At 61.7% G+C, this 26,800-nt stretch carries 27 protein-coding genes and 1 pseudogene; 12 read left to right on the top strand and 16 right to left on the bottom strand.

All coding sequences use genetic code 11. The features are described 5' to 3' along the window. Window positions 1-42: 42 nt before the first annotated feature. From ASD12_RS04885 to ASD12_RS04850, 8 genes are all read left to right on the top strand, one after another. Entirely contained in the window at window positions 43-1,611 is a 1,569-nt protein-coding gene (locus ASD12_RS04885) for an ABC transporter ATP-binding protein (protein ID WP_056582465.1), read from the top strand. Then, the gene (locus ASD12_RS04880; RefSeq protein ID WP_056582464.1) at window positions 1,608-2,705 is read left to right on the top strand and encodes an ABC transporter permease; all 1,098 of its coding nucleotides are present in this window, start codon (window positions 1,608-1,610) and stop codon (window positions 2,703-2,705) included. The genes ASD12_RS04885 and ASD12_RS04880 overlap by 4 nt, the downstream gene beginning before the upstream one ends. Before the next feature lie 3 nt (window positions 2,706-2,708). After that, the gene (locus ASD12_RS04875) at window positions 2,709-3,644 is read left to right on the top strand and encodes an ABC transporter permease (RefSeq protein ID WP_056582462.1); all 936 of its coding nucleotides are present in this window, start codon (window positions 2,709-2,711) and stop codon (window positions 3,642-3,644) included. Window positions 3,645-3,691: 47 nt separating this feature from the next. After that, window positions 3,692-4,498, top strand: coding sequence for a 4-pyridoxolactonase (locus ASD12_RS04870; protein WP_056582461.1), 807 nt, complete (start codon window positions 3,692-3,694; stop codon window positions 4,496-4,498). 26 nt (window positions 4,499-4,524) lie between these two features. Further along, the gene (locus ASD12_RS04865) at window positions 4,525-5,703 is read left to right on the top strand and encodes an alanine--glyoxylate aminotransferase family protein (protein WP_056582739.1); all 1,179 of its coding nucleotides are present in this window, start codon (window positions 4,525-4,527) and stop codon (window positions 5,701-5,703) included. Window positions 5,704-5,741: 38 nt separating this feature from the next. Continuing rightward, window positions 5,742-6,488, top strand: coding sequence for an SDR family NAD(P)-dependent oxidoreductase (locus ASD12_RS04860; RefSeq protein WP_056582459.1), 747 nt, complete (start codon window positions 5,742-5,744; stop codon window positions 6,486-6,488). Between the two features lie 127 nt (window positions 6,489-6,615). Beyond that, window positions 6,616-7,452 (top strand): sulfite exporter TauE/SafE family protein, encoded by an 837-nt coding sequence (locus ASD12_RS04855; protein ID WP_082525252.1) that lies wholly within the window; start codon window positions 6,616-6,618, stop codon window positions 7,450-7,452. A gap of 176 nt (window positions 7,453-7,628) precedes the next feature. After that, window positions 7,629-9,020, top strand: a complete 1,392-nt coding sequence (locus tag ASD12_RS04850; RefSeq protein ID WP_056582458.1) for a family 16 glycosylhydrolase — start codon at window positions 7,629-7,631, stop codon at window positions 9,018-9,020. 72 nt (window positions 9,021-9,092) lie between these two features. Here the strand turns inward: ASD12_RS04850 and ASD12_RS04845 are convergent, their stop codons facing one another. The 5 genes from ASD12_RS04845 to ASD12_RS04825 all read right to left on the bottom strand — a co-directional run bounded on the left by ASD12_RS04845 (window position 9,093) and on the right by ASD12_RS04825 (window position 11,480). Further along, window positions 9,093-9,494 (bottom strand): periplasmic heavy metal sensor, encoded by a 402-nt coding sequence (locus ASD12_RS04845; protein WP_056582457.1) that lies wholly within the window; start codon window positions 9,492-9,494, stop codon window positions 9,093-9,095. Further along, the gene (locus ASD12_RS04840; protein WP_056582456.1) at window positions 9,491-9,925 is read right to left on the bottom strand and encodes a hypothetical protein; all 435 of its coding nucleotides are present in this window, start codon (window positions 9,923-9,925) and stop codon (window positions 9,491-9,493) included. Before ASD12_RS04840 ends, ASD12_RS04845 begins: the two co-directional genes overlap by 4 nt. After that, window positions 9,922-10,506, bottom strand: a complete 585-nt coding sequence (locus ASD12_RS04835; RefSeq protein WP_056582455.1) for a sigma-70 family RNA polymerase sigma factor — start codon at window positions 10,504-10,506, stop codon at window positions 9,922-9,924. The genes ASD12_RS04840 and ASD12_RS04835 overlap by 4 nt, the downstream gene beginning before the upstream one ends. Before the next feature lie 108 nt (window positions 10,507-10,614). After that, window positions 10,615-10,998, bottom strand: coding sequence for a hypothetical protein (locus ASD12_RS04830; RefSeq protein WP_056582454.1), 384 nt, complete (start codon window positions 10,996-10,998; stop codon window positions 10,615-10,617). 47 nt (window positions 10,999-11,045) lie between these two features. Then, on the bottom strand, window positions 11,046-11,480 hold the full coding sequence (locus ASD12_RS04825) for an EF-hand domain-containing protein (RefSeq protein ID WP_056582453.1): 435 nt from the start codon (window positions 11,478-11,480) through the stop codon (window positions 11,046-11,048). Window positions 11,481-11,763: 283 nt separating this feature from the next. On the opposite strand from ASD12_RS04825, the pseudogene ASD12_RS32775 reads away from it, so the two are divergent. Then, a pseudogene (locus ASD12_RS32775) lies at window positions 11,764-11,943 on the top strand (PDZ domain-containing protein); the annotation flags it as partial. A gap of 321 nt (window positions 11,944-12,264) precedes the next feature. Here the strand turns inward: ASD12_RS32775 and ASD12_RS04820 are convergent. Further along, the gene (locus ASD12_RS04820) at window positions 12,265-13,827 is read right to left on the bottom strand and encodes a winged helix-turn-helix domain-containing protein (RefSeq protein ID WP_244482738.1); all 1,563 of its coding nucleotides are present in this window, start codon (window positions 13,825-13,827) and stop codon (window positions 12,265-12,267) included. A gap of 114 nt (window positions 13,828-13,941) precedes the next feature. Here ASD12_RS04820 and ASD12_RS04815 point away from each other — a divergent pair, with 114 nt between their 5' ends. Continuing rightward, entirely contained in the window at window positions 13,942-14,412 is a 471-nt protein-coding gene (locus ASD12_RS04815) for a cupin domain-containing protein (protein ID WP_056582452.1), read from the top strand. Between the two features lie 79 nt (window positions 14,413-14,491). On the opposite strand, the gene ASD12_RS32770 is transcribed toward ASD12_RS04815, so the two are convergent. From ASD12_RS32770 to ASD12_RS35145, 6 genes are all read right to left on the bottom strand, one after another. Then, entirely contained in the window at window positions 14,492-14,974 is a 483-nt protein-coding gene (locus ASD12_RS32770; RefSeq protein WP_244482737.1) for a hypothetical protein, read from the bottom strand. Window positions 14,975-15,507: 533 nt separating this feature from the next. Continuing rightward, the gene (locus ASD12_RS32765) at window positions 15,508-15,915 is read right to left on the bottom strand and encodes an SH3 domain-containing protein (RefSeq protein WP_244482736.1); all 408 of its coding nucleotides are present in this window, start codon (window positions 15,913-15,915) and stop codon (window positions 15,508-15,510) included. A gap of 322 nt (window positions 15,916-16,237) precedes the next feature. Continuing rightward, window positions 16,238-16,663 carry a hypothetical protein gene (locus tag ASD12_RS04810; RefSeq protein ID WP_056582451.1) on the bottom strand — a complete coding sequence of 142 codons (426 nt, stop codon included), beginning with the start codon at window positions 16,661-16,663 and terminating at the stop codon, window positions 16,238-16,240. Between the two features lie 823 nt (window positions 16,664-17,486). Further along, on the bottom strand, window positions 17,487-17,975 hold the full coding sequence (locus tag ASD12_RS04805; RefSeq protein ID WP_082525261.1) for a hypothetical protein: 489 nt from the start codon (window positions 17,973-17,975) through the stop codon (window positions 17,487-17,489). Between the two features lie 1,008 nt (window positions 17,976-18,983). Further along, on the bottom strand, window positions 18,984-19,361 hold the full coding sequence (locus ASD12_RS35150; RefSeq protein WP_244482735.1) for a hypothetical protein: 378 nt from the start codon (window positions 19,359-19,361) through the stop codon (window positions 18,984-18,986). Continuing rightward, entirely contained in the window at window positions 19,358-19,801 is a 444-nt protein-coding gene (locus tag ASD12_RS35145) for a hypothetical protein (protein ID WP_244482734.1), read from the bottom strand. The genes ASD12_RS35150 and ASD12_RS35145 overlap by 4 nt, the downstream gene beginning before the upstream one ends. A 189-nt stretch (window positions 19,802-19,990) precedes the next feature. Between ASD12_RS35145 and ASD12_RS04790 the strand changes: the two genes are divergently transcribed. Then, window positions 19,991-21,316 carry a chloride channel protein gene (locus ASD12_RS04790; RefSeq protein ID WP_056582449.1) on the top strand — a complete coding sequence of 442 codons (1,326 nt, stop codon included), beginning with the start codon at window positions 19,991-19,993 and terminating at the stop codon, window positions 21,314-21,316. 270 nt (window positions 21,317-21,586) lie between these two features. Here ASD12_RS04790 and ASD12_RS33955 read toward each other — a convergent pair whose 3' ends face one another. From ASD12_RS33955 to ASD12_RS04775, 4 genes are all read right to left on the bottom strand, one after another. Then, window positions 21,587-21,814 carry a hypothetical protein gene (locus ASD12_RS33955; RefSeq protein WP_156398533.1) on the bottom strand — a complete coding sequence of 76 codons (228 nt, stop codon included), beginning with the start codon at window positions 21,812-21,814 and terminating at the stop codon, window positions 21,587-21,589. Window positions 21,815-22,719: 905 nt separating this feature from the next. Then, window positions 22,720-23,505 carry a hypothetical protein gene (locus ASD12_RS04785; RefSeq protein ID WP_056582448.1) on the bottom strand — a complete coding sequence of 262 codons (786 nt, stop codon included), beginning with the start codon at window positions 23,503-23,505 and terminating at the stop codon, window positions 22,720-22,722. Beyond that, the gene (locus ASD12_RS04780; RefSeq protein WP_056582447.1) at window positions 23,492-24,025 is read right to left on the bottom strand and encodes a sigma-70 family RNA polymerase sigma factor; all 534 of its coding nucleotides are present in this window, start codon (window positions 24,023-24,025) and stop codon (window positions 23,492-23,494) included. Before ASD12_RS04780 ends, ASD12_RS04785 begins: the two co-directional genes overlap by 14 nt. A 578-nt stretch (window positions 24,026-24,603) precedes the next feature. Then, window positions 24,604-25,722, bottom strand: a complete 1,119-nt coding sequence (locus ASD12_RS04775; RefSeq protein ID WP_056582446.1) for an FAD-binding oxidoreductase — start codon at window positions 25,720-25,722, stop codon at window positions 24,604-24,606. Between the two features lie 103 nt (window positions 25,723-25,825). Between ASD12_RS04775 and ASD12_RS04770 the strand changes: the two genes are divergently transcribed. Continuing rightward, window positions 25,826-26,731, top strand: a complete 906-nt coding sequence (locus ASD12_RS04770) for a LysR family transcriptional regulator (RefSeq protein ID WP_056582444.1) — start codon at window positions 25,826-25,828, stop codon at window positions 26,729-26,731. Window positions 26,732-26,800: the final 69 nt, after the last annotated feature.

The following is a 26,800-nucleotide window of genomic DNA, read 5'->3' as shown; positions in this document are numbered from 1 at the left end:
TCACCCCTCCGGTCGATTCCCAATTTTTAGTGCTAGGCTTTCATGAGCGGTTTTTCTTCATCGTCCGTCGACAGGCGCGACATCGTCGCGCTTGAAGGCGTGACCAAACGGTTTCCCGGCATCGTTGCCAATGACAGCGTCGACCTGTCGATCCGCCCGGGTGAAGTGCATGTGCTGCTGGGCGAGAACGGCGCTGGAAAATCGACATTGATCGGCATGTTGTCCGGCCTGCAGCAGCCGGACGAAGGTCGCATACTGGTCGACGGCAAACCGACCCCGATCACCTCGCCGCGCCTTGCGCTGGCGCTCGGCATCGGCACCGTGTTCCAGCATATGATGCTGGTGCCGACGCTGACGGTGGCGGAAAACCTCTTGCTTGGCGGGCCATGGTGGCAGCGTCCCAGGACCGAAGAACTGGCGGCGCGGGTCGCCGAGATCACCAGCACGCTCAGCATCACCGTCAAGCTTCATGCCAAGGTATCGGAGCTGTCGCTCGGCGAGCAGCAGCAGGTCGAGATCCTGCGCGCGATGCTGCGCAACAGCCGGTTGCTCATCCTTGACGAGTCCACCTCCATGCTGACGCCGAAAGGCATCGACGAACTGGGCGCGCTGATGCGTCGTCTCGTCGAGCAGGGTCTCGCGATCGTCTTCATCACCCACAAGCTCAAGGAGGCGGCAGCGTTCGGCGACCGCATCTCGGTGCTGAAGCTCGGCCGCAAGGTCGGCGAGATCCCACCCGAGCGGCTTCGCGCGCTGGGTGAACAGGAGATCGTCTCGGAGATCGTGGAATTGATGTTTGGCAAGCAGAAGGATGATCCGGAAGCCGTCGAGCGTCCTGTCCGCACCGCCCGCGCCGGAGCGGCCCCGCTGCTTCAGGTCGAGGATCTGACGGTGGCACCGACGGACAACGCGCCGGGCCTGTCGTCGATCTCCTTCGACATCCGCCCGGGTGAGATCCTGGGCATAGCCGGCATCGACGGCAACGGCCAGAAGCAGCTGGCGGAAGCGCTGGCCGGCCAGCGTATAGCCACCTGCGGCTCGGTGCGGTTGGACGGCGCCGCCATCGAGACGCTGAGCGTCGGCGAGCGCCGCCGTCGCGGCCTTCGCTACCTGACCGACGACCGGCTGGGCGAGGGCACCGTCGGCACCTTCCCGGTCTCGATGAACTTCTTCCTCAAGCAAGTCGGCGCGGCCCCGTTCTGGCGCAACGGCGTCGAGCAGCGCGCGGAGATCGACAAGCGCGCCGCCCAGCTCGTGCGCGAATACGATGTGCGGACGCCGAGCCTGAAGACGCCCGTCGCGCGGCTGTCCGGCGGCAACATCCAGAAGGTGCTTCTGGCGCGCGAACTGGCAGAGGGCGCCAAGGTGGTCATTTTCAACAAGCCGACCTATGGGCTCGATCTTGCCAACACATTGGCGTCGCGCCAGCGCATCCGCGACACGGCGGCGCGCGGCCTTGCCGTGCTGCTGATCTCCACCGACCTCGAGGAATTGCTTGGTATGTGCGATCGCATCGCCGTCATCGCAAATGGAGCTTTGGTCGGCACCGTCGAGAATGCCGACGACGCCCGCACCAAGGTCGGTCGCCTGATGATCGGACTTGCCGCATGAGCATCGACACCGCACCCACGGTCAGTGCCACCGCACTCGATGCCACGAGCGGGGCGGTGACGCGCCGCGACATCCTGCACCGACTGCTGATGACGCTCGGCCCGATCCTTGCCGCTCTCGTCATAGCCGGCTGTATCCTGCTTGCCGTCGGCGTCGACCCGCTCGCCTATTATGGCTACGTGCTGGAAAAAGGACTGTTCTCGCCGCTCGGTATCCAGCAGACACTGACGCGCATGGCGCCGCTGCTGTTTCTTGCCGCCGGCCTGATCGTTGCCTTTCGCGCCGGCATGTGGAATCTCGGCGGCGATGGGCAGTTCCTGCTCGGCGCGGTGACGGCTGCTGCCAGCGCTCCCGTGTTCGTGCAGATCATGCCAGCCTGGCTGGCGCTGACCTGCTCGTTCCTCATCGCCATGGTGGTGGCGATGATCTGGTCGCTGGTGCCGGCCTTGCTGCGTGCCTATCAGGGCGTCAACGAGATCATCACCACGCTGATGATGACGTTCCTCGGCACCTCGCTCGCCAATGTGCTGGTCAAGCTGGCATTTCGCGATCCAGCCACGACCGTGCCGCAGACTCGTACGCTGCCGGTGGAAGACCGGCTGCCACGCCTGTTCGAAACGACCATCACCAGTGGCCTGCTGCTTGGACTGGCGGCGATCATCATCGTGCATCTGGTGATGACGCGCACGGCGTTCGGGCTGAAGCTGAGGATCGTCGGCGCAAATCCACGCGCGGCGGTTCACTCGGGGCTCGGCGTCCCCGGCCTGACCGTTGCGGTCTTTGCCATTTCGGCCGGGCTGGCCGGGCTTGCCGGCGCCGTCGACATCATCGGCGTCCAGGGCAATGTCCGCGCCGACTGGAATCCCGCCTATGGGCTTGCTGTGATTCCAGCCGTGTTTCTCGCCCGCATGAACGGCTTTGCGGCAATAGGCTTCGTGTTCCTGCTCTCGGTGCTTTCGATCGGGGGCGAGAGCGCGGCCCGGCGGCTCGGCGTGCCCAATCATTTCACGCTTGTGCTGGTTTCCATCGTGCTGATCGTGCTCGCGCTCGCCGAATATTTCGATCACCGGTACAACCAGTCGCGGAGGGCCTAGCGGATGACCGGGCTCTTCAGCGAAGTCTTTCTGAGCGCGCTGCTGTTCGGCGCCGTCACCGCGGCGATCCCGCTGCTGCTAGCCGGGCTCGGCGAGCAGATTTCCGAAAAGGCGGGCGTGCTCAATATCGGTATCGAAGGCATGATGCTGGCCGGCGCCTATCTCGGCTTTGTCGGCGCTTTCTATTCGGGATCGCTGTGGCTGGGCTTTCTCACCGGTGCCGCCGGGGGTGCCGCGGTGGCGGTTGTCATGGCGCTGCTTTGCGTGCGCATAGGGCTGAATCAGATCGTCATCGGCATTGCGCTGACGCTCGGACTTGAGGGTCTGACGGCACTGCTCCACCATTTCCAGTTCTCACGCAGCTACCCGCGCCTGCCGGCGGCGGATGCGACCGTCATTCCGTTGCTTTCGGACATTCCGGTCATCGGGCCCGCATTCTTCAAACATCATCTGATCGTCTATCTGGCGGTCGCGCTGGTTTTCGGCATGGGCTACATCTACCGGCGCACGCAGCTGGGTCTCAACCTGCAGGCAGCAGGCGACAAGCCGGCCGCGCTCGATGTCGCCGGCATCGATGTCGTGCGGACCCGCACCATAGCCGTGTTGACGACCGGCGCGCTGGCAGGGCTCGGCGGCGCCTATCTCGCCAATGTCGGGGCCGGGCTGTTCATTCCGTTCATCACCAACGGCGCGGGCTTTCTCGGCATCGTGCTGGCCATGCTGGCGCGCGGTCGACCGATCTGGGTGCTGTTCGGCGCGTTGCTGTTCGGCGTCTGCCTGTCGCTGACCACGGCCATGCAGGTGGCCGGCATCAACATACCGACCGATATCATCCAGATGCTGCCGTTCCTGGCGGTGATGATCATGCTGGTGCTGTTCGGCCGGCGCGCCAGCCTGCCAGCAGCGCTCGGCATTCCATACGAGCGCGGCGCGCGCTGACCACAATTCATGCGCGGATGGGACCCGCGCCAATAAGGAGGCAAGAAATGTCGGATACCAAGGTCTACCTGCTCGACGGCGGCTCGCTCGTTCTCGACGGATATCATGTGTTCTGGAATCGTGGCCCTGGCGGCGAAGTGCGCTTCCCCGTCTATTCGATCCTGATCGAACATGCCGAGGGCCGGTTCCTCATCGACACCGGCTACGACTACGATCATGTGATGAAGGTGCTGCCGTTCGAAAAGCCGATCCAGGAAAAGCACCAGACCATCCCCGGCGCCCTGGCGCTGCTCGGCCTTGAACCGAAGGACATCGATGTCGTCGTCAATTCGCATTTCCACTTCGACCATTGCGGCGGCAACAAATATTTTCCCCATGCCAAGAAGGTCTGTCACCGGACAGAGGTGCCGCAGGCCTGCGATCCGCAGCCCTTCGAACATCTCGGCTATTCGGACCTGAGCTTCTCGGCGGAGGCGGCGGAGGCGCGTGGCGCGACGGCGCAACTGCTGGAAGGCACCACGCGCGCCAACTCGACCTTCGAGGGCATCGATGGCGACGTCGAGCTTGCCAGGGGCGTCCGGCTGATCTCGACGCCCGGTCATTCGATCGGCCACTACAGCCTGCTGGTGGAGTTTCCCAAGCGCAAGCCGATCATGTTCACGATCGACGCGGCCTATACGCAGAAGAGCCTTGAAACGCTGTGCCAGGCGGCCTTCCACATCGATCCGGTGGCGGGCGTCAATTCGATGCGCAAGGTGAAGAAACTCGCCGAGGACCATGGCGCCGAGCTGATGTACTCGCACGACATGGACAACTTCAAGACCTACCGGACCGGCACGCAATTCTACGGCTGATGGCCGCCAAATCGGGAGACAAGACGATGCGCTATCTCGAACACGCCGATCCGGTCATCACCCTGACCGCGGGGCCTGTGAACGCCTACTCTGAAGTGCTGCGCGGCCTCGGGCGCACGGTGCTCTACGACTACGACCCGGCGTTCCAGCTCTTCTACGAGGGTGTGGTCGACAAGGCGCAGAAGGCGATGCGGCTGTCGAACAAACCGGTCATCCTGCATGGCGAGCCGGTGCTGGGCCTGGAGGCCGCCGCGGCCTCGCTGATCGCGCCCGACGATGTCGTACTCAACCTTGCCTCCGGAGTTTACGGCAAGGGGTTTGGCTATTGGGCGAAGCGCTATTCGCCACATCTGCTCGAGATCGAGGTGCCCTACAATGAGGCGATCGATCCGCAGGCGGTCGCGGCAATGCTGAAAGCGCATCCGGAAATCACCGTCGTTTCAGTCTGCCACCACGACACGCCGTCCGGCACCATCAACCCGATCGACGCCATCGGCGCGCTGGTTTCGGCGCATGGCGGCTATCTCATCGTCGATGCCGTCTCGTCCTTTGGCGGCATGCAGACGCATCCGGAGGATTGCAAGGCCGATATCTATGTCACCGGCCCGAACAAATGCCTGGGCGCGCCTCCCGGCCTCACGATGATGGGCGTCAGCGAGCGGGCCTGGGCCAAGATGAAGGGCAACGAGGCAGCCCCCCGCGCGTCGATGCTGAGCATCGTCGACTGGGAGCATGCGTGGTCGCGGGACAAGCCGTTTCCGTTCACGCCGTCGGTCTCGGAGATCAACGGGCTCGATGTCGCGCTCGACCTCTATCTCCATGAGGAGCCGGAGGCAGTGTGGGCGCGCCACGCGCTCACCGCCAAGGCCATGCGGGCGGGCATTGCTGCGATGGGCCTGTCGATCTGGGCCGCCAGCGACAAGATCGCGTCGCCGACCACGACAGCCGTCCGCACGCCCGAAGGCGTCGACGAGAAGGCGCTTCGCCAGGCCGCGCGCGCCCGCTACGGCGTGGTGTTTTCGTCTGGCCGCGGCGAGACCTTGGGCAAGCTGACACGCATCGGTCACATGGGTCCGACCGCCCATCCGATCTATGCGATCGCGGCGCTGACGGCACTTGGCGGCGCCATGAACGCGGCCGGCCAGAAACTGGCGATCGGCAAGGGGATCGACGCGGCGCTGGCCGTGGTCGACGCCGACGCCTGAACAGACATCACCAGATCACGGATTGAGGGAGCATTTTCATGACTGAACGGCTTGCGGGAAAGACGGCCCTGGTTACGGGCGCCGCGCAGGGTATCGGCAAGGCGATCGCAGCGCGGCTTGCCGCCGACGGGGCAACCGTCATCGTCAGCGACATCAATGCCGAAGGCGCCAAGGCGGCGGCCGCGGCGATAGGCGGAAAGGCGAGGGCGATCGCCGCCGACATTTCCGATCCGGCATCGGTCAAGGCACTCTTCGCCGAGATCCAGGCCCTGACCGGGGGCATCGATATCCTGGTCAACAATGCCAGCATCGTGCCGTTCGTCGCCTGGGACGATGTCGATCTCGACCATTGGCGCAAGATCATCGACGTCAACCTGACCGGCACCTTCATTGTCAGCCGCGCCGGCACGGACCAGATGCGTGCGGCGGGCAAGGCCGGGCGGGTGATCAGCATCGCATCCAACACCTTCTTTGCCGGCACGCCGAACATGGCGGCCTATGTCGCGGCCAAGGGCGGCGTCATCGGCTTCACCAGGGCGCTGGCCACAGAACTCGGTAAATACAACATCACCGCCAACGCGGTGACGCCTGGCCTGATCGAGAGCGACGGCGTCAAGGCGAGCCCGCACAATGAGGCGTTCGGCTTCGTCGAGATGCTTCAGGCGATGAAAGGCAAAGGGCAGCCGGAACATATCGCCGATGTGGTTTCGTTCCTGGCCTCCGACGATGCGCGCTGGATCACCGGCCAGACGCTCAATGTCGACGCCGGGATGGTGCGCCACTAGCCAAAGCGCATCCCAAAAACCGCTGCAGCACTTCTGGGCGACCCTGCATCGGGTCGCAACAGCGGATGAGCGCGGCCGAAGTATCCGCAAGGCCGTGTCGCGGTTGGCGAATCAAAGGGAAATCATAGTGGACTTCGGATTCGACACGTCGATGTTCGACGGGCCGACGATTGCAATGCTGGTCGCCGGTCTGGCGATAACCGGCGTTGCGTCCGGCGTGTTGGCAGGCTTGCTCGGGGTCGGCGGCGGCATCGTCATCGTCCCGGTGCTGTTCTGGGTGCTTAGCCTGTTTCACTTCTCTCCTGATGTGACCAGCCATCTGGCGGTCGCGACGTCGCTTGCGGTTATCATTCCCACCTCGATCTCATCGATGCGGTCACACAACAAGCGCGGCAATGTCGATCGGCCTCTGCTCAATCTGTGGGGACCGGCGATTTTCGTCAGTGCCCTCATCGGCGGCATCATGTCGAAATTCATCCCGGGTGCTGGCTTGCGGCTGGTCTTCGGCGTCGTCGGCCTGCTGGTGGCCGTCAACATGGCGTTGCCGAAGCATCTCGTGATCTCCGATCGCCTTCCGCAAAGCGGCTGGATCAACCGTGCGATCGCATCGACCATCGGCGTTGTCTCTTCGCTGATGGGAATTGGCGGCGGCACGCTCTCGGTGCCGACGCTTTCCAGCTTTTCCTTTCCGGTCCACCGGGCCGTCGGCACATCGTCGGCGCTTGGCCCGCTTATCGCGCTTCCAGCGGTGGCCGGCTTTATCTGGTCGGGTCTCGAGATTGCCGGCAGGCCTCCGCTCAGCCTGGGATACGTCAGCCTGCCGGCTGTTGCCATCATAGCGCCCGTGAGCTTCCTGTTCGCACCCTTGGGCGCCAAGCTCGCCCACGCGCTTGACCCGCGCTACCTGAAACTCGCCTTTGCGTTTTTCCTGGCGATCACGGCCGGGCGAATGTTGCTTTCCTGAATCCCAACCTTGATGCATTCGAGGCAATGGCGGCGGCCCGGACCGCCTGCGTGTTAAGTTCTTGGTAACCCTCACAAGTCGAACACAACTCGAAGGCCCAAAAAGGCATTGGCTTCTGGTGTCCTCCATAGATGCTAGGGCCGACATTGAGGCGAGTCCAAGGAGCTGAGACCAGCATGGCCACTGTCCTGAACGCCAAGGGCGTTCCACTTCCCTACAGCGGATCCTCGACCAGGTGGTACTCGGCGACGAATTCCGGCCCGGCCCTTTATGGCAGCATCTATAACGACTCGCTCTACGGCGACAGTAGCGTCAGCGTCACGATGTATGGCGGCAAGGGCGATGACATTTACTATCTGTATTCCACGAAGAACAAGGCGGTCGAGCTGGCCAACGAGGGTGTCGACACCATCTCGACCTGGATGAGCTACAGGCTCCCGGCGCATTTCGAGAACCTGACGGTCACGGGCGACAAACGCTATGCTTTCGGAAACGAGCTGAACAACATCATTACCGGCGGCTCCGGCCAACAGACGATCGACGGCTTAAAGGGCGACGACGTTCTCAAGGGCGGCTCCGGGGCAGACATTTTCGTCGTGGCCCCCGGCAACGGCAGTGACCTGATCCTGGACTTTAGCGCCGAGGATACAGTGCGCGTCGGGAGCTACGGCTTCACCTCCTTCGAGCAGGTGCACGCCAACATGGTCCAGTCGGGAGCGAACGTCCGACTTGATCTGTCCGACACCGAGTTTCTCGTCTTCGCCAACAAGACGATCGACCAGTTCACCGCAAGCCAGTTCGATCTGGCCTTGGACAGGTCGCATCTGGAACTCACCTTCTCGGACGAGTTCAACACACTGAACCTGTGGAATGGCTCGAGCGGCACCTGGGACACGAACTTCTGGTGGGGAGGCGCGAATGGCAGCTCGCTCACGAGCAATAGCGAGCTGCAATGGTATATCGATACCAGCTACGCCCCGACGAGTTCCGTCAACCCGTTCAGCGTTGAGGACGGTGTTCTCACGATTACCGCCGCCCGAGCCGCTGAGGCCATCAAGCCCTACATAAACAACTACCAATACACGTCAGGTCTGCTGACAACTTACGAATCCTTCGCACAGACCTACGGCTATTTCGAAATTCGGGCCGACATGCCCGAAAAACAAGGCGCATGGCCGGCCTTCTGGCTTCTGCCGGCGGACGGCTCCTGGCCACCGGAACTGGACGTCATAGAGATGACCGGTCAGGATCCGAACAAGCTTCTTTTGACAAGCCACTCGAACGAGACGGGAACTCATACAACAGCGGCCTCGACTCCCTTTGTCTCGGATACCGGAGGGTTCCACACGTATGGGGTGCTGTGGACGGAAGACGAACTCGTCTGGTATTTCGACGACGTCGAAGTTGCCCGCGCCGCGACACCTGCCGACATGCACGAGCCGATGTATATGCTGGTCGATCTGGCAGTGGGCGGCATCGCGGGAGCGCCCGCCGACGGGCTTGCGACGCCCGCGGAAATGCAGATCGACTACATCCATGCCTATTCGTTGAACGATTGGGTTATCTAGGCGCGACAACTGAAGCACTGAGGTGTGGGCGATCGCCTGCGACGATTGTGCCGCCAGTGGGGCCGCAGCTGCTCAACCTCCCGCGGCGGGCTTCGAATTGACGGTCTTCAGCGCGGTCAGGAGATAATCCTGCATGGTCGCCTGAAGGTTGGTCGTTGCGGTGCGCACCGCCGCCATCGCGTCCTTCACTGCGGCTTCGTCAAAGGGCATGGCTTTCTGCGTAGCCGCCAGATTGGCGCGCGCGCTGCGCAGGTCGCGCAGCGCCTGGAAGGTGCGCGCGCGGTTGTCGCGCAGCACGCCGCGGAACTCCTTCCTCACCTCTGGCGGATAGCTGCTGGCAATATCCGCCAAGAACACACGCGCCGCCGCGCCTTGCCGCAGGCCATGCATGGCATAACCGACCAGGAAGAAGTTGACGGCCAGCGAAAGGGCAAGCAGCACCAGCGTCGCCGTCCATATCCAGGAACGCTTCAAAGCGAGCCCTCCCCTTCCGGATCGGCCGCGACACCGCCGCCATCGGCCACCGCCGAACCGGACGCCAGCGCCAGAAGCTCCGTATCGGACGGATCGTCCTGCAGCCGCGCCACCTGGTAGCCTGCCAGCGTCGCCGCCACGAGCGCGGCAGCGGCGCAGGCCGCGAACCCGGCCGGGCTCAGGAAGAGGCGCGGCAGCAAGTAGGGGCGTGCCGAGCCGGCTGCGATACGGGCCAGCACCTTGCTAGCCAGTTCCTGGTCGTCGCCATCGGTCAGAGCCGCCTCGAGCACGAGGCGGTCGAGCGCGGCATCCGGATCGTCCTTCTGCTCCGCCGCCATCAAGTTCCGCGCTTGCTGCCGGAACGGCGCCGGCCAGGCTTCAACGGTGTCGCCGAAGCGACGCCTGTTTCGTTCGAATTCGTCCCGTGTCATGAGGACTTCCTTTCGCGGCCCACGGCCGCCATTGCCAGATGATCCCTGAGTGCGCGCCGTCCGCGGACAAGCAATTGCTCGGCCGAGCCGACGCTGCTGCCCATCACCTCCGCGATCGCCGCGATGTCGAGGTCGCCGACGGCCCTGAGCAGCACCGCCATGCGCTGCCGTTCCGGCAGGCGCGAGAGCCCGTCACGCACGATCGCCAGTTCCTGCCGCGCTGCAGTTGTCGTCTCGGCATCGGCCTCGGACGAGGCGACCTCGTCCCTTATGTCGTCCAGCCCAATGAAGCTGCGTAGTGCCCTGCGCCGGCGCTGGTCAATGCAACGGTTGGCTGTGATCCGGTAGAGCCAGGTCGAGGCCCGCCCTCTGGCAGGATCAAACCGAGCGGCTTGTTTCCAGACAGTCACGAACACCTCCTGCACAACATCCTCGGCGTCGCCGGCATTGCCGAGATAACGCGCGGCAAATATCCGCAGCCCACGGCCATGGCGGGCGATGAGCTCGGACAGTGCGCTTTGGCTGCCTGCTGCGATGCGTACCAGAAGGTCATCTTCGCCACAGGGCTCCTCATGTCGCACGGCGGCGCGCTTCCACGGGCGAGACTGCTGGTTCGGCGAATCCGAAATTCGCATCGATCAGGAGCAGCACAGAAACGAATTTCGGATTCAAGTCCATCACACCAGATGTCAGCGCCGCCAGCGGCGGAAGCCGTGGACCGTATTGCCGTTCGGGCCGGTGAAGCTGCCGGCCGATCGGCCATGGAACGGCCAGCGCGCCGACACCCGCTTGCCGGAGAAGGTCTGCCCATTCGGCCCGGTGCCAGAATAGCTGCGGGCACAGCGGTCAACAACGCCTCCGACGCATTTTGAGCTGGACGTGTAGGTGCCGCCATTGGGGCCGGTGCGGGTGGTTGATCCGGTATAGACGTTGCCGTCCTTGCCGACGCTGCGGCTGATTTCGCCGCCATACGCGGTCGGCCGTTTCCATTCCTCGGCCGAGGCCGCAGATGCTGCCGATGCGAGGAAGATGACGCCGAGGCAGAACAGCTGGATTTTCATTGGAAAGGTCATGTGATGCTCCTTGGTGAGGCCGATGGAAGATCGATCGGTATTGAAGATCAGTTGGCACGCTCGGCGATCAGCTTGCGGATGGAGGCGATCTCGTCAGCAGAGAGTTTGCCGTCGCCGTTTCGGTCGGCCAGCTCGAACAGCGGCATGCTGCCGGCGAACTCCTGTTCCGAGACCTTGCCGTCGCCATTCTTGTCCAGGCGCCGCCAGCGGTTGCCGACTCGCGCCTGCGCCACCTCGGCGCGGTCCTTGATCGCCTGGCGGGCGCTCTCGATTTCCCTCTTGTCGACGACGCCATCGCCATTGCGGTCGAGCTTCCTGAATAGGCGCTCGCGGGCGGCCGTCATCTCGTCCTTGGAGATGGCGCCGTCGCCGTTGGTGTCGATCCGTTGCAGGATGCGCTGGCCCGGCATGTCCTGTGCCTGCGCCGCGCAGAGCGGTGCGAGTCCGATAAGCAGGGCCGCAATGAGTGCTGAGCGTTTCATGATGGTGGTCCTTTCGTGTCGGGTTGCGGGGGCGACTGCTGACCGATACGCAGCACGCGGCCGAACCCTACGCTCGACGCGGAGGATTCTTTGCCGGACCTGCCAATCTCTGTCGCGGCGGGATCGGCCGTTGCGCCGGCAGCACCTTGAAAAAAGTCACCCCGCGCCGCGTAGGGGCACGGGAGGCGCTGCGTAAAAGGCTCTGCAAGGACGGTCCGCGGCGGGCTGTCCGACGCAATGCGGAGATCAGCATGAAAAAGTTCGTCATGGCTTTTTCCGCCCCGATCGTGGCATCCAGCCGGGCGATGTCATCACCGCTGTCAATTCGACCGAAGTGAACGGCACCGACGACGTCACCAAGGCGATGACCGATGCAGTCAAATCCGGCCGCATGGCAGTGCTGATGCAGATCACCCGCGACGACACCAATCGTTTCGTCGCGCTGCCCGTCGCCAAGGGCTGATGAGAGTTCCGGAACCCGAGTTCGGTTTCGGAAGCCGTTCGACTTTTCCAGTGCGGCAGTTTCAAACACCCCCGAGCCGACGCACGGGAAAGCATGGAGGAGCGCGCGTTAGTCAGTCATCGTGCTCTCCCCCGGCGGCAGCGGGCCTCCCATCGTCCCGCTGCCGCACAGGTTTTCCGCCCACACACCCGGTTCCAATCCGAGGCGGCCACCTAAGGACCTATTCATAGATCGAGGGCGGTTTGCCTGATATCCGTGCCAATTCGGTGATTCGTGCGATCGCTGAGCGGCATTCGGGACGAAAAGCCCGAATGGGCAGTCCTACTCCGGTAGCCCGGCAGCGCTAAGTGCCTCAGCCATAGAGACCGCCAGAGCCGGCGCACAGTCGACACCGGAGAATTGCCGACTGTAACGGAACGTGGGGTGCAATTCGAGAACCCGTGCCGCGGTCGCCTTAGCCTCTGGCAGGCGCCCAAGCTTGGCAAGCGCCGCTGCCAACTGCGCGTAGGTGATGCTGTGGGCGGGATTGGCCCGGATGGATTTGTGGGCTGCATCGGCCGCATCTTGGTAGCGACCACCACGAAAATGGCCAAGTGCCTGAGCGTCGTAGGCTGCAAAGGCCCACGGATCGAATGGGCTGAGGCGGATGCCTCGCTCGCTCCAATCGATCGCGCGCTCAGCGTCACCCGCCCAACCCGCCACCACACTCCCGAGAATGTAAGTGAGCGCGCACGAGGGGCTCAATGCCAGTGCTGCCTCGAAGGCAGCGAACGCGCCCGGGCGATCGTGGCCGTCCATGCCAAGGGAGAAGCCCGCAAGCGTCAAAGCTCGAGCATCGTCCTGGCCAAATGTCATGGCGGCATCGGCGTGACGCAACGAGGCTGCCCGGTTTTCTTCCTTAAGGCCGACGCGCAGGAAGAGGCAATGGTGGCACATGGCGGCGTTCGCGTGTGCCAAAGCGTAAGTCGGCAGCAGAATTAACGACCGCTCAAGGCATACGAGTGCGCGTGTGACCTGCTGCGGCATACCTGAGTCGACGTCAGGTTGCGCCTTGAGGACGAGCTCGTAGGCGTCGAGGCTATCCGGCCGTTTGCGCCTGACGCGCTCGATCTCCGCGCGCTGAAGCCCCGGCTCCATCGCGGCCACGACCGACGAGGCGATCTCGTCCTGCAGAGCGAACACATCATCTAGCTTGCGATCGTACCGCTCCGACCAGACCTGCGCACCGCTCGTTGCGTCGACAAGCTGGCAGTTGATGCGAACGTGATCGGCGATCTTGCGCACGCTCCCTTCCAGCACGTATCTCACGCTGAGTTCCTGGCCCACCTGTCGCGGGGCAACCATGCGGCCTTTGTAGAAGAAGGTCGTGCCGCGCCCGATCACGAACATCCATTTGACACGCGACAAGCCAGTGATGATGTCGTCGACCATGCCGTCGGTAAAATAGGCTTGCTCGGGTTCGTCACCCAGGTCGGCAAAGGGAAGCACGACGACGGATGGTTTGAGCGGCAGCTCCAGAGATGGAGCCTCTGTGGTGCCAACGTCAGGGTGGCGGGTTACGACCGGCGGGCCGACGTACCTGTAGCCCCGGCGTGGCAAAGTCTCGATCCACCCTGCACCGCCCACTTCTTCCAGGACTTTGCGAATGGCGGCGATTTGGACCGTCAGGTTGCTGTCTTCGACAGCGAGTCCCGGCCAAGCGGTCTGGAACAGCAACTCCTTGGCAACCGGTTGCGTGGCCCGATCAAGTAGCAACTGAAGCAAGGCGGCCGCACGATGTCCGATTCCAGTGGGCTCTGATCCACGCAACAAGATCCCGAGGCTGGTGTCGAGGTGGAACGGGCCGAATTCGTAAATCGCTGACATGGATCGAACAACTGTCATTCGGAAACGTTTCGCAACATTTTCGCAGGCCCTTCACGACATGTCGAGCTGGCACGATGCACCCTATCGGCGGCTCCTCGATGAGGGAGCTTGCAGCAAACAGGGAGTTTCGCCATGCCCGCAAATGCAGTGATCAGGCGGCCAAATGACGTTACGGGCGTTACGCTCGCCGGCCAGCCTATGGCCTTCCTCGTGACCGGTAAGCACACCAGATACACGAGCATGTTCGACTGGACGATACCCGCACGGTTCTCCACCGGCCGGCACGTGCACCGCGTGCAGGAGGAAACCTTCTATGTTGTCGAAGGTGAGTGCGAATGGCATATCGGCGATGAAACCGTCAAAGCCACCTCCGGCACGTTCGTGTTCATCCCGCCGGGCGTGCCGCACAACATCGCCAATACGACCGACAGGCCGGCACGGGTGATCATGACCGTCTCGCCCCCTGGGCACGAGCACTATTTCGAGGAGCTTGCCGAGATGGTCTCGCGATCTGGGCCACCGGACCCGAAGGCGGTCGGAGACCTTCGCCATCGCTATGATACCGAGCAAATCTCGGCGCTCCAGACCACCTCCGAGGACTAATGACCAGCAAAGCAGAACCTCTGGCAGACCTAGCTTAAAACGGGTTAAGTAGAAAACTTCCAGTGAGCAGCGGCGAGGTCTAAAGCGCGTCTCGAAGGCGTTCAATAAGGCGGCGAGGACCTGACAACGGATGCTCGAGCCATGGATGGACCTGGGGATCTGGAATGACATGAGGTTGCGGCGCGCCGGGGCAGCCTTCCTGCACCTTTGTCCATGATGGATTATTGAGCACGGTGTCGCAGCGCGCCAGGTGCGTGCTGCCGTCTACGATGAGACAGGCGAAGCCGCTGGGCGGGAAGAACTGGTCGTTGGCCCGGCAGACAGATGTAGCCAGAGCGGGTCCTGGTGCCGGGCCGCCCGGACAATGATCAAGCACCTCTTTCCAGGACAAGATATTGAGGCTCGCTTCACAGCGGGCCAGGTGGCTCGTCTCGCCGACTCTCAAGCAGGCATACTGCCCGAGCTCAAACCGTCCCGCTGGGGCCATACATGCTGTATCCGCCCACGCCTGCGCCGTCATACCGACGAGCGCCACGGCTGCAGGGATTACGGTGATCTTCAATTTATTGAATCCATCGCTCACGCTTGATCTATCGCATTGTCCGATTGTGGCAAGATAAGGTCCAATGGGCTGAGGTCGTGACGTAGAAGGCGACGTCTCCATGCTTCCGACACGCGGGGCTCTCCAATGCGGTTAAGCGCACGAGACGTCGATCTGCCAAGCGCATAGCAGAGTTTGCTGGCTCAATATGCGGTGTACGAAGATACTCCGGATCGGGCCCTCCGTTTGGCGACGGCAAGTTGGCGTCAATCAACAATGGCAATGAGAAATCACGCATTATTGCCAAAAGGAACAATTTCGTGATTGCGGGCCACCGTGTCGAAATTGCCCAACTCGCGCCCCAAAACGGGTAGTATACCAATGGACTGCAAGTGGCCCTATCTGCACGATGACCGGACTAATGTCAGGGAAGGTCAGAGCGGTGAGGGACAGGCTACGTACTCGCCCAAGTGAAGACTCCCAAGACTGCGTCAAAAGGGGTAACGGACAGCGCTCGAGTGCCCGTCAACGCTTTTTTCTCCAAACCTTGTTGTTCACAGAACTTCGCCGGGATAAGCCCCCCACAAGTCGATCTGTTTGACGAAGCCGGACATCGACTTCAGCGCCACTCTGCACCATTGTCCGTCGCATCGCCTGAGTTTGACTCCAACGTCAGGTTCGAGCCAGGAAGTGACAGGGCTATCCAGTGTAGGCTTCTTGCGCAGTGCAACGTTGCCTTTGCTCCACGGAGCGACGACTGCGGTTCTGCGCGCCGACAGAAGCGCCACATCAATCCATCCGTTGGTTCCGGTCCAATCTCTTACCCGGCGCCAGTTGCCGTATTGCTGGTAGATCTCAAGTGGAATGCCCGGCCGCATGAAGACCCATTCAACGCTGTAGTCGACACCAGGTCCAATGCGTAGATTGGCGGGTGAAACCTTTAACGAGACGAAGCGCGGCAAAGGGATCCTGCTGGTCTCGGCTCGCGATCCCGTCGTCGTTGCAGAGGCGGCCAGCAGAGCTGCGGCGAGAACTGACCGAACGAGCGCGCCCACGATAGACAAACGATGCAAGACTTCACCGCGCTTTTAAGAAATGGAAACCGCTTCGACTCAGACACTTCCCCGCCGGCAAATTCGGGAAAGGCGTGACCGGTCGCCATCAAGCGGGGCCGACCCTGCTGTATCGAATCACGCACCAGGAACCACCTCGCCTCGATCTGCAAGTGCTGTGTGACTATCCGTCCCGATATGCAGCCCTCGCTGACGAAATATCGACCTTTCCTCAGCCGCTGGTTTGGGCCGGCGAAACGGTGCGCGCGGGGATCGCATCCATCGCCGCCAGTTTATCTGCGCACAGATCTGCCGCGCCGGGCGCTTTGTTTTTCATGCCGGCAAGATTGGTCCAGCCTCCATCGGTGACGAAGCTATCGCGCTGGTAGGACGATGTTTCCTTCAGTTTCGCCAAATTCTGGCTCGCATCGGCTGCGCTGATAAACTTTTCGACACACAGATTTGCGACCAGTTCGGCCCGCGCGTCTCGTGCGGAGGTTTGCGCCATTTGCGTCGCAGTCCCCCCGGTCGTCCAGCCACCGGCTGTGAAGCCGACGATCATGGTCAATACTGCGGCGCCGACCAGCGACCAGAACCAGAGTGTCTTGGACGGCTGATAGTTGTCCCAGCGTTGGGACAAGCTTTGATTGTCTTCCATTCTACTTCCTTTCCGCTACGACTAGTTCAGATTTCAAGGCAGCTCGGCATTATTTCCGAAGCGAAGATTTCCATCCGTGGTGCAGGCGACACTCTTTACTAATAGGTTCCGCTCAGCGGCAATCAGCCAAGGGAGCAATGGGCCGGAGATGTCACAGGCGTGCGTGAGGGCAAGGTGAACACAAGGGGCCTCTTGCACCAAGTCGCCAGTGTCGGAGTCATAGCGTGTAGGCAACCCGCCATAAGGAAACCTTCCAACGAGGAGTGGCGTCGAGCTTCACCTTCATAAGCAATATACCGAGACGGATCAGAAACTATTCCAGCCCGATAGCATTTTTTTCGGCAAGCGCCGGACTGAGAAAATTGGCGCCGCGAGAATTTGGGAACCTCGCTTGGTTTGGGACGAATAAGTTGGCACGGCAAAGCTACCGGCGACCGGACTACCTCACGCAACACTTCGAGCCAAAGGTGCGCGCACAAAGGTGCTGGCGTCTCTTCGCGGTAAGCCAGAAACACTCGAGCTGACAATCGGATCCGGCGGACCGAACTGAAAGCCTTTTGGCGCCAGCAAAAGGAGGACGACAGCGATCGCTATCAATACGATGATGATAGCGGTGTTGACGAACTCTCTCATGTTTTTTGGGCGCCGTCTAACCATCCAACTGGCGCTTCTCCATGTGGAGAACGCAGCCAGCGCTTCCTTGTTGCAGGAGCTGCCGCACGACAGCCGCTCGCGATAATCCGATCGGATGGGTGTGCCGCCGACAATTCAGGCGCGAGCGTTTGTCGCTTCGTCCAGTGTAGGGTCTTTTTGTTTGAGCATTCTATTTGCAAGTCTTGCTCGCCTTCAAGGCGGCGGTAAGTCCGACTAGGGAATAGGCATACTGGGTGTGTGTACCTCTCCAGGACGTGGCGAACAGTTTCATTCTGCTGCCGGCCCGCATGGCATCAACCATTGATCGATCCTCATCGGCGTTCGGCAGCCAAGCCTTGTTGTCTTGGGTAAACATTGAGAAGCGCTGGTCTGCAATCACCACATCGATGTCCGAACCTGGTTTAAGCCGATACCCCATGATGGCTTCGGGTTGCTCGTCGTCTGGCGCCTGCGAGACCATGACAAAATTCTCGCCATGATCGACATCTGTGGGCAGTTTGGAGACGGGGACACTCAAGACATAGCACCTTGTGGTGTCAGAGCGATATGAATAGACGCCCCAGGCGCCGTGCTGAGAGAGGAGTGTGGGGGCGGCCTGCGCCCAGGTAAAGGAAAGTGCCAAAGATGCGACGGTCACACCAACTGCTTTGATGGTCATCGTTTCCTTCCTGCTCTGTAGCGCCATAGCATTGGCCAACATGGCTTTCCGAACCAACAAGATTTGGTCGCCGGGTTCTCAATGCGGTCATCAGAAATTCGTAATTGTCGTCAACTCGGGCCGTGTCTCGGCTTCATCAAACAGATCGCCTTGTCGGGGCGTTGGACGTTGTTGCTCCATCGTAGAAGCCCGTCCTTTGCGTTTTAATAATCCCGGATCGCAACAAGCCGGTCCCCCTTTATCGTGGCGATAACGAGATGGGATGCCTGCGGATAGTATCTTGGCAAAGCCGCCGCTTGGTGCGTCAGCGTCGCGCCATCAAGTCCACACAACGCCCCTCCGAGCAATCGAGCACGGTCCCCCATGCCATCCACCACAGCTATGTAGTCTCCGTCGTATGGGTAGCCTATTAGCGCAATCTCCTCATATTCTTCCAACTTCCGCATCAGTGTTTGCCTCGTGTGCAGTCCAAAACACCTATAATCAGCGCGTGGCGTGTGCTCACTGCGCTGATCACGCCGCAGGAAACAATCGCTTGGGTTGAACGGGGCCAGTCGGAACGGCCCAGCGGTTACGGACAGGGGGGTAACCGCTGGGCCAGATGAGAGCGCGCTCCTCCCGATCGCAAGCGCTGACGTAGTCGCAAATCATCAGCACCCGCGCTGCGCTCCCAAGATGGCGCTGCCGCTCCCAGCATCGGACGATGGCTCCGTTGGTTTGATGCGCCACGTCGAAGTTCACTCTCATGCGGCATATACCGAGCGTGGCGGGAAACTATTCCAGCCTGACGGGCATTTTTTCGGGAAGCTGGCGCGAGTGGCTGTTACGCGCCATGCGGGAGGAGCGTTTTGGGACTATACTGAAGAGGAGGCGTTGCTTTCGAGATTCGACCTCGCGACCGTCAACTCATCGGGGTTGGCCAGCGATAGTCGGGTAGCTGCAGGGTGTCGGTAATTTCCCTCCCGATCGCCAGACGTGCCACCCCGGGGATTTCGAATGTCCTTATCACTAGGTTGCGCAACAGCAGGCCAAGTCGCGTCCTTGGTGCAAAGGCTGTGGCAAATCGCTCGGCGCCTTGCTGCTTTGTATGGATGTAATCTCGCAAGAAACCTTCCTCCCCATGCCGCCGTCGGCTCTGAAGAGTTCGCCTGCCAGCACATAGGCGGAAATCATGGCCAAGGCTGAACCTTGTCCTGCTAACAAGGACAGGCAAAACGCGGCATCGCCGGTCAGGGCAATGCGCCCTTGCGACCAACTGTTCATCCTGATCTGACTGACGCTGTCGAAATAGAGCTCAACTGCGTAGCCGAGTTTCTTGTCGAACTCGTGCTGTGGTCCGAAGGCCAGCCTACGAACGCCGGAATGCAAACCGTCCGCGCCGATCACCAGATCAAATGCGCGCTCGCTTCCAGTTTGAATTGAACGCGCACGCCAGCTGACTGCTCTTGAAGTCCGACGATCTCGTCGTCGAAGATGATTTCAGTCGTATTTTTGATCTTTTCGAACAGCAGCTGCGAGAGGTCGCTGCGTCCGAGCGTCACAAAGCGCCCGCCGGTCAACTCGGCAAAAACGTCTGTGCCAAAACCTGCGACGCGCTTTCCGCGATCGTTGACAATGCGCACTTCGCGCACATGATAGCCTACGCGGTTTATGTCTGCCTCAAGCCCCATCCGCTCGGCGATACCGTAGCCAAGGCCCCAAAAGTCAATGACATACCCTCCGGTGCGCAATCGAGGCGCCCGTTCGATCAGGGTTGGTTTGAATCCGGCTTCTTTGAGCCAAAAGGCAAGAGCAGGCCCGGCAATCCCGCCGCCGGAAATCAACACTGTTCGGTCGGTCATATTGAAGAGTTAGCGGAAGTGGTCATCATGGCAAGAGAGGTCAGTCGAGGCTAAGCTCGCATTCTTCGCCCGGCCCCCGCCGGAGATGTTGTCGTTTCGCCAGGGGTTCGTGTTAGTAGTGCTCCTTGCCTAACAGGACAGCCTTCCGTGACTCGACAGATTACAAAGTCCCGAATGGTCCGCCGTTCGCGCGCGATGTGGGGTTCGCGCCGCGTTTGGCAGCCGCGTCTGGTGTTCTGGGCCGGCGCCATTGCCATCGGCCTGATCAGCGTGCTGTTCGCTGTTCTGGCGGACCAAGCGCAGGCACTGTTCCATCAAATCACTGGCGACAGTGGCGGCGCGCGCAGCTACCTGCCGCTCGCCTTGACACCACTCGGTTTCATCCTGTGCGCCTGGCTTGCCTACGTCTTCTTTCCTGGCTCGCAGGGCAGCGGCATTCCACAGGCGATCGCTGCACGACACTTGCGCGATGACGAAGACCGCAGCCACATCCTTTCGCTGCGACTGGTCGTCGGCAAGATCGCACTCACCATCGTCGGCCTGTTCTGCGGTGCCTCGATCGGCCGCGAAGGGCCAACCGTGCAGGTGGGCGCGTCGCTGATGCTGCAGGTGGCGCGCTGGGGCGGCATGGCGCAGGCGCGCGGCCTGATCCTGGCCGGTTCGGCTGCCGGCATCGCCGCCGCCTTCAACACGCCGCTCGCCGGCATCGTCTTCGCCATCGAGGAGATGGGCCGCACCTACGAGGCGCGCACCAACGGGCTGGTGCTAACGGCGGTGATTTTGGCAGGCATCGCGTCGCTCGGGCTGCTCGGCAACTACACTTATTTCGGCGTTGCCAAGGAAACGATCTCACTCGCTGCCGCCTGGCCGCTGGTGCTTGCCTGCGGCGTCATTGGCGGCGGTTTGGGCGCGCTGTTCTCGCTGTTGGCGTTAAAGGCGACGCGGCGAATCCGGCGCTGGAACGCGCTGCAGCCCTTGTGGCGTACCTTGCTGGTGGCCGCCATTTGTGGGCTGGCGGTGGCGATAATCGGCATCCTTTCAGGTGGGCTCACGTTCGGCACCGGTTATGCTCAGGCGCGTAGCGCGGTAGAAGGCTCGCCGCTTCCATTGTTCTTCCTCGCCGAGAAATTGCTGGCAGGTCTCTTGTCGATGATCTCTGGCATTCCGGGCGGCATTTTTGCGCCCTCGCTGGCGGTCGGCGCCGGCATCGGCAGTTCGCTTGGCCTCCTCTTTGGCGCCAGCACAGGGGCGGCGGCGCTGCTCGGAATGGCCGGCTATTTCGCCGGCGTGGTGCAGGCGCCGATGACAGCCTTCGTCATCATCCTGGAGATGACCGGCAATCACGACAATGTCATCGCGCTGATGCTGGCCTCGATGCTGGGCTACGGCACGGCGCGCTTGATCTCGCATGAGCCGCTCTATCACGCGCTGTCGCGCGTCTTCATCGCCGAGGCGATCCGGCGGCGGCGGGCGGAATCTACTGAAGGCGTCAAGGCGTAGGAGCTGCAGCGACCGATCTGGCTGGCCGACTTGATGGAATTCGCAGTTTGTCGATCCTGCTCTATGGCCGGGAAGCTACCGAAGGGTCATATCCATTTGGCCCGCCATGCAGGCCTCGGCGGCGTAAAAAACCGGGGGCAGATGCAATTCGAGACTGAGGTAGCCAGCATTACCCAAAGGGTGATTTTCAGCCAGTCCTTTTCCATTCCAATCATGCTACTCATACGGCTGTTCGCTGCAAACAATACCAGGGCGGGATCGCCAGCGCAGCTATTCATTCGCGGCCATACGGGACTCGTTGCGAGATTCCAGCCAATCACTCAAAGCCATCCGAATGACATCCAGGCGGCTCATGTTCATCTCGGTGGCTATTGCTAAAAGTGCATTTTCGGTCGCCACATCGAACGACAAATAGGTGGTCTCGCGTAGCATTGTCGCTGCGCGCAGATCAGCAAGCCGTGCATTTTTGCGCTCGCCCCCGGAAGCCCCATCCGTCACATGAATGCCCTTTCAGCTGGTTCCAGCGCCCCTGCGCCGCCCCGTTCCCTTGCCGTGGATCGCTCCGCAAATGCTCTGAATAACAGGGCAGATCGGCCCGGCACCAACCCCGCCGGAAATGCCGGGCCGCGAGGAAACGCCCGCGGGTGCGCGTCCTCGAACAGCATCATTCTTGCGCGCCTTTCGTCGAAGACCGTGACGTTCGTGTTGTCATGGACACTCACACGAACTCGGTGCTGATCTCCCAAACTGCAATTATTCACCGCCGGTCAGATCTTCATTCGCACAAGCTATGAGCGCAATTCCCCGAGTATCGGAAGTTTGTTGCCGGGCCTGCGAAAGCCACGCCTCGCGATGATCCTGCGACATGCCTTTCATTGCCAATCGCGCAGCGACGGTGATCTCGTATCCGCCGCAACGAGCGCACTGGAATTCGACTTTCCGCAGGATGATATCGGCTGCGAGTGCAGTTCCTGCGCAAACTGGGCACGTCGACGGGTAGTACCGCATTGCTTCTGTTGTCGGCGTCGGAAGCCGTATCATGCTGCTTGTCCCGAAGCTTCAGGCCTTGAAGGCGGCTCGGGATCTAGGGGGTGACGCGCCCTGTTACTTGAGGACATATTCACGCCACGCTGAGTGCGGCCAAGCCGACTTTCATAGGATACGAGCACTCGGTCAATCTTCCTTGCGATATTTGGTGCGGTCTTTTCGAGCTCTTCGAAAGCCCACGTCACAAATGTCTCAGAAAGTCTGTCTGGCCGGTATAGAACCACCTCACGTGGGTCCGCAGGATCACTGAACGATACCCCCACATCTGCACCAAGAAATTTTACGAAATGTTTCTGAATTTGCTCAGCAGACATGCAGCTTCACCTTCCTCTGGCTAGTGCTTGTGGTTTTGGTCATCAGCCCCTTCTCTTGGAAGCAACGTTCCTCCGCGTAGCAACTTCGATTTCCTTAGCTTCTTTCTCAAGCCGATCTGGCGCGGCAGGACCCATCAGAGCGTAGGCTGTGCCACCCGATTGCCAGTAGACGGTCGGCACGCGGCCATCCGTAGCGGGAGTAGGCGGTACAGCGTCTTCGCCGCTCATCGCGACCGCAACCAGTGTGATCCGGCCAACGCTCGGCGTGTCGGCCGTCACGACAAGGCTCTGCCGCCCGTTCCAGGGCTGCACCTGAACATCTTTCACCCTCCATGTCGCTGGAAGATCCGGCATGCTGATGTTCATTGCGCCGACCAGTCGTTCGATCTTGTCCTGCTTTGGTTCACTGCCTTTTTCCGGGCCGGCATTCAGCTGAGCGACACGCAAGGCATCACGCGCGGCGAGAATGAAATTCTCATCTGTGGTTTGGCCTCCCTGCCGGAGAGGCAGGGTCAATGAGTTGGCCGACCAACCCACCAAAACGAGCAAGGCGGCTGCCGTTTGCAGTTTGAGTGCACTAAATATCCTTCGCCGCCGAAATGCATTTTCCAGTCGCTTTGCCTTGTCCACGCTGGCACGCGGTGGGAAAAGCCGCTGCGGTTGAGCGACGCGCAAAGCTTCCATGCGCTGTGCCTGCGCAAACACGTCCGCCGCCAGCTCCGGCTCCAGAGCAAGACGGGCCTGGAGGTCAGATCTCTGGGGCTGGGTCAGCTCGCCGTCGAGAAAGCGGTTGATCTCTTCTTCGGAAATACGGTCACTTGGCCACATGGCGGCCTCCTACGATTTTCAACCGCACAGGTGCGCTGTCGGTCAATTTTTCCATATTGCGTTTCAATGCGGACCGAGCGCGGCTCAGGCGTGACATGACAGTTCCATGCGGTACGCCGAGCACGTCAGCGGCATCGGAATAAGTGAAACCCAGGACGCCGACCAGATGGAGGACTTCGGCCTGCTCGGTCGGCAATTCCGCCAATGCCTTCCGCACATTGGAGAGCTCGGCGCTATGCTCCTGAGATGGTAGAAGCTGCGGGTTGGACTGTTCAGCATAGGCCGCAAGACGGCGCCTCTCGGCCTCCGCGCGGACTGCACTTGTCAGAAACGTATTCCGGACGATGGTGATCAGCCACGGCATAAGCGGACGCGAGCCGTCGTAGCTGCGAGCCAGTGTCAGGGCGCGAGCAAGCGCTTCTTGCACCAGATCATCGGCGTCTGCGTCGTTGTGCGTGAGCACCCGACCGTACCGCCAGAGATCCTCCAGATGAGGAGTGACGTCGAAGCTCGCCTTCATATGCCGTATACTGGGACCAGCGGGAAACTATTCCAACCCAATTTGCTTTTTTTGGACTGCCGTAAGGCGCTTACCACCGTTAAGCCAGCGGCGCTTGGCGGCGTGGAGGTTGACGTCCTGGAAACTCCCATCGGCCGCAGCCGCCGGGTTCATTGTGCCGAAAGCGCGCAAGGGACTGGGCTGTAATATTCCCATATGGTAATTTGACTATGGCGAGGCAACCCAATTCCTGCGCCATCGAGCGTCGGGCTACCGGTCCCCGTAGCTGGCCGATGGGGACGGTCGGGCGCTCGTCTTCGTCAAAGGGCGAAAGACGATCTCTTTGACTTGTGCGGAATGCACGTCCGTAGCAGGCTCCAGAATGCCCGTGAGCGGCGACGCCGGGGTTCGTCAAGGTTCGATGATTTGAAGGCTGGTGCTGGAGATAGCGTATTCATCCTGGCGGCGTTCATGATTCTGCCGACCTGGCGCGCAACGCCCGCTTGAGATCCTCATACTCGAAGGCGCCGGCGAGACTGACTATCCCGCCCTTGGCGGCCAAAGGAGCCATCGTTGCGCGGATGTCGGAAGTTGCTCCTTCAGGCGGCGCGGCCGAAGCGATCGACCCTGAAATCGTAGAGCAGCGTTTCGCAACGGTCGGTTGTGATGAGTTCGGCCATGGCGTCGCCCACGCCCGGACCGAGCTGGAAGCCGTGTCCACTGAAGCCGAAGGCGTGGAACAGGCCTGGCGTCGTCGCCGAGCGCCCCATGACCGGCAGCATATCCCTGACATAGCCCTCGCAGCCTGACCAGGTGCGGATGACCGTAGCCTGCGCGATCGCCGGCAGCAGTCGCGCTACGGCGCGCAACTGCGTTGGCAGGTTCATGGGGTCGGCGGCCGCGTGACCTGGATCGAGGTCCACCACAGCTCGTTCGGCCGCTCCGCCGAAGACGATGTTGCCGCGCTCGACCTGACGCAGATAGGCGCCATGGTCCTTGTCGCGCGTCCAGATGCCGACCACCGGCAGGATCCGATGCGGCAGCGGCTCGGTCACGCCCATCTGCGGGCCGCGGGCGTCGAGCGGGACCTCTTCGCGGAACTGCGCGGCGATGCGCGCGCCCCAGGCACCGGCGGTGTTGAGCAGAAACTCAGCGGCGAATGCACCTTTTGGACTGGCGACAAGGAAGCTGGAGCCCGTGTAGGTGATCTTATCGACCTCAGCTCCCTCAATGATTTCCGTGCCGAGCTTGCGGGCCGCCTCGGCAAAGGCCGGTGCGATCAGCCGCGGATTGCCGCTGCCATCGTGCGGCGAGAACGACGCCGCAACAGCATCAGGACCGAGACCGGGAAAACGGGCGCGAATCTCGCGCGGGCCGAGCTCCTCCAGCTCAAGCCCCCAGGGCAGCGCCGCTTCGGCATATGCCCGCATGTCGGCGAGGCTATCTTCATCGAAGATCAGCCGGATGTGGCCGGTAGCGCGGAATTCTAGGTCACGGCCAAGCATTTTTTCGGTCTCGCCCCACAGCCTGAGCGAGCGATGGGCCAGCGGAAGCTGGGACAGATGACGCCCCGTGCGTCGGATGTTGCCGAAGGAGGCGACCGTTGCTCCAGTGCCGATCCGGTGGCGCTCAATCAATGTCACGCGCGCGCCACGCCGGGCGAGGAAATAGGCCGAAGCCGTTCCCATCAGCCCGCCGCCCAGCACGATCACATCCATGGCGCCCTCTTGCATTGAATCCTTGACCAATCTTGTCCGCGCGACGGTATTGCGTCAAAGATGGGTTTAGACAGAAGCCATAAGCTTTACCTATGGAGTGGCAATGCGGGCCCGGCAGCTCGAAGTGTTCATCGCCGTCATGCGAGCGGGCACCGTGACTGCCGCGGCGCGGATGCTGAACATTTCCCAGCCCGCGCTCAGCCAGATCCTACTCCACGCCGAGGACGAACTCGGCTTCACTCTGTTCGAGCGGGTGAAAGGCCGGTTGCGACCGACCCCGGAGGCGCTCGAGATCTTTCCCGATGCCGAGAGGTTGTCGGCGGGCCTTGAAGGCTTGCGCCGCAAGACCACCGATCTACGCCTGGGTCGGGCAGGGCTGGTGCGGGTCGCCGCCTCACCACCGCCAGCCATGGCTATCTTGCCGCATGCGTTCACCAAATTCCGGGCCCTGCACCCCAACATCATGTTGCGTGCTCATAGCGCGCCGATCGCCGCCATCGTCGACATGCTGCGTGCGGGCGACGCCAGCCTTGGCGTGGCTATGGACGACCGGCTCCCTCCGGATATCGAGGCGGAGGTGATCGGCAGCGTCGGCTTCGCATGCCTGCTGCCCGCCGGGCACGCGCTGCAAAAGAAAGCCGAACTGACGCTCGCCGACCTCGTCGGGGAGGAGCTGATATCATATCGCGGCAACACCCGCCCCGCCGACGAACTGGCCCACGCTGCCCGCGCGCAAGGTGTGGCGCTTTCGCCGTCGCTCGAGATCGACGTATCCATCTCCGCGGTTGGTTTTGTCCAGGCCGGTCTGGGCATCGGCTTGGTCGACGCGCTGTTGCCTTGGCATCAGTTTGCCGGGCTTGCGGTCAGGCCGCTGACGGCAGGGCCGGAATTTCCGATCGCGCTTCTCACCTCGCGGACGCGGGCCCTTTCACGCGCCGATGAGATGATGCGCGATGAGATCCGCGCGGCCTGTGCCGCCGTCCTGAATGAGCATCGCGTGAAAGCATAAGCAGGACTTATATCCTTGCCCGTCATACGTCTTGGACCTGCACCATCCGGTCGTGCCAGTTTTGCTTGG

Source organism: Mesorhizobium sp. Root102 (genome assembly GCF_001425625.1).
Taxonomy (GTDB): domain Bacteria; phylum Pseudomonadota; class Alphaproteobacteria; order Rhizobiales; family Rhizobiaceae; genus Mesorhizobium.
This window is presented reverse-complemented; position numbering and strand designations above follow the sequence as displayed.

Bases quoted from the DNA above. Each gene is read 5' to 3' on its own strand.
- ASD12_RS04885 (WP_056582465.1), top strand. From the start codon at position 43: ATGAGCGGTTTTTCTTCATCGTCCGTCGACAGGCGCGACATCGTCGCG.
- ASD12_RS04880 (WP_056582464.1), top strand. From the start codon at position 1,608: ATGAGCATCGACACCGCACCCACGGTCAGTGCCACCGCACTCGATGCC.
- ASD12_RS04875 (WP_056582462.1), top strand. From the start codon at position 2,709: ATGACCGGGCTCTTCAGCGAAGTCTTTCTGAGCGCGCTGCTGTTCGGC.
- ASD12_RS04870 (WP_056582461.1), top strand. From the start codon at position 3,692: ATGTCGGATACCAAGGTCTACCTGCTCGACGGCGGCTCGCTCGTTCTC.
- ASD12_RS04865 (WP_056582739.1), top strand. From the start codon at position 4,525: ATGCGCTATCTCGAACACGCCGATCCGGTCATCACCCTGACCGCGGGG.
- ASD12_RS04860 (WP_056582459.1), top strand. From the start codon at position 5,742: ATGACTGAACGGCTTGCGGGAAAGACGGCCCTGGTTACGGGCGCCGCG.
- ASD12_RS04850 (WP_056582458.1), top strand. From the start codon at position 7,629: ATGGCCACTGTCCTGAACGCCAAGGGCGTTCCACTTCCCTACAGCGGA.
- ASD12_RS04840 (WP_056582456.1), bottom strand. From the start codon at position 9,925: ATGACACGGGACGAATTCGAACGAAACAGGCGTCGCTTCGGCGACACC.
- ASD12_RS04830 (WP_056582454.1), bottom strand. From the start codon at position 10,998: ATGACCTTTCCAATGAAAATCCAGCTGTTCTGCCTCGGCGTCATCTTC.
- ASD12_RS04825 (WP_056582453.1), bottom strand. From the start codon at position 11,480: ATGAAACGCTCAGCACTCATTGCGGCCCTGCTTATCGGACTCGCACCG.
- ASD12_RS04820 (WP_244482738.1), bottom strand. From the start codon at position 13,827: ATGACAGTTGTTCGATCCATGTCAGCGATTTACGAATTCGGCCCGTTC.
- ASD12_RS04815 (WP_056582452.1), top strand. From the start codon at position 13,942: ATGCCCGCAAATGCAGTGATCAGGCGGCCAAATGACGTTACGGGCGTT.
- ASD12_RS04810 (WP_056582451.1), bottom strand. From the start codon at position 16,663: ATGGAAGACAATCAAAGCTTGTCCCAACGCTGGGACAACTATCAGCCG.
- ASD12_RS04805 (WP_082525261.1), bottom strand. From the start codon at position 17,975: ATGACCATCAAAGCAGTTGGTGTGACCGTCGCATCTTTGGCACTTTCC.
- ASD12_RS04790 (WP_056582449.1), top strand. From the start codon at position 19,991: ATGGTCCGCCGTTCGCGCGCGATGTGGGGTTCGCGCCGCGTTTGGCAG.
- ASD12_RS04785 (WP_056582448.1), bottom strand. From the start codon at position 23,505: ATGTGGCCAAGTGACCGTATTTCCGAAGAAGAGATCAACCGCTTTCTC.
- ASD12_RS04780 (WP_056582447.1), bottom strand. From the start codon at position 24,025: ATGAAGGCGAGCTTCGACGTCACTCCTCATCTGGAGGATCTCTGGCGG.
- ASD12_RS04775 (WP_056582446.1), bottom strand. From the start codon at position 25,722: ATGGATGTGATCGTGCTGGGCGGCGGGCTGATGGGAACGGCTTCGGCC.
- ASD12_RS04770 (WP_056582444.1), top strand. From the start codon at position 25,826: ATGCGGGCCCGGCAGCTCGAAGTGTTCATCGCCGTCATGCGAGCGGGC.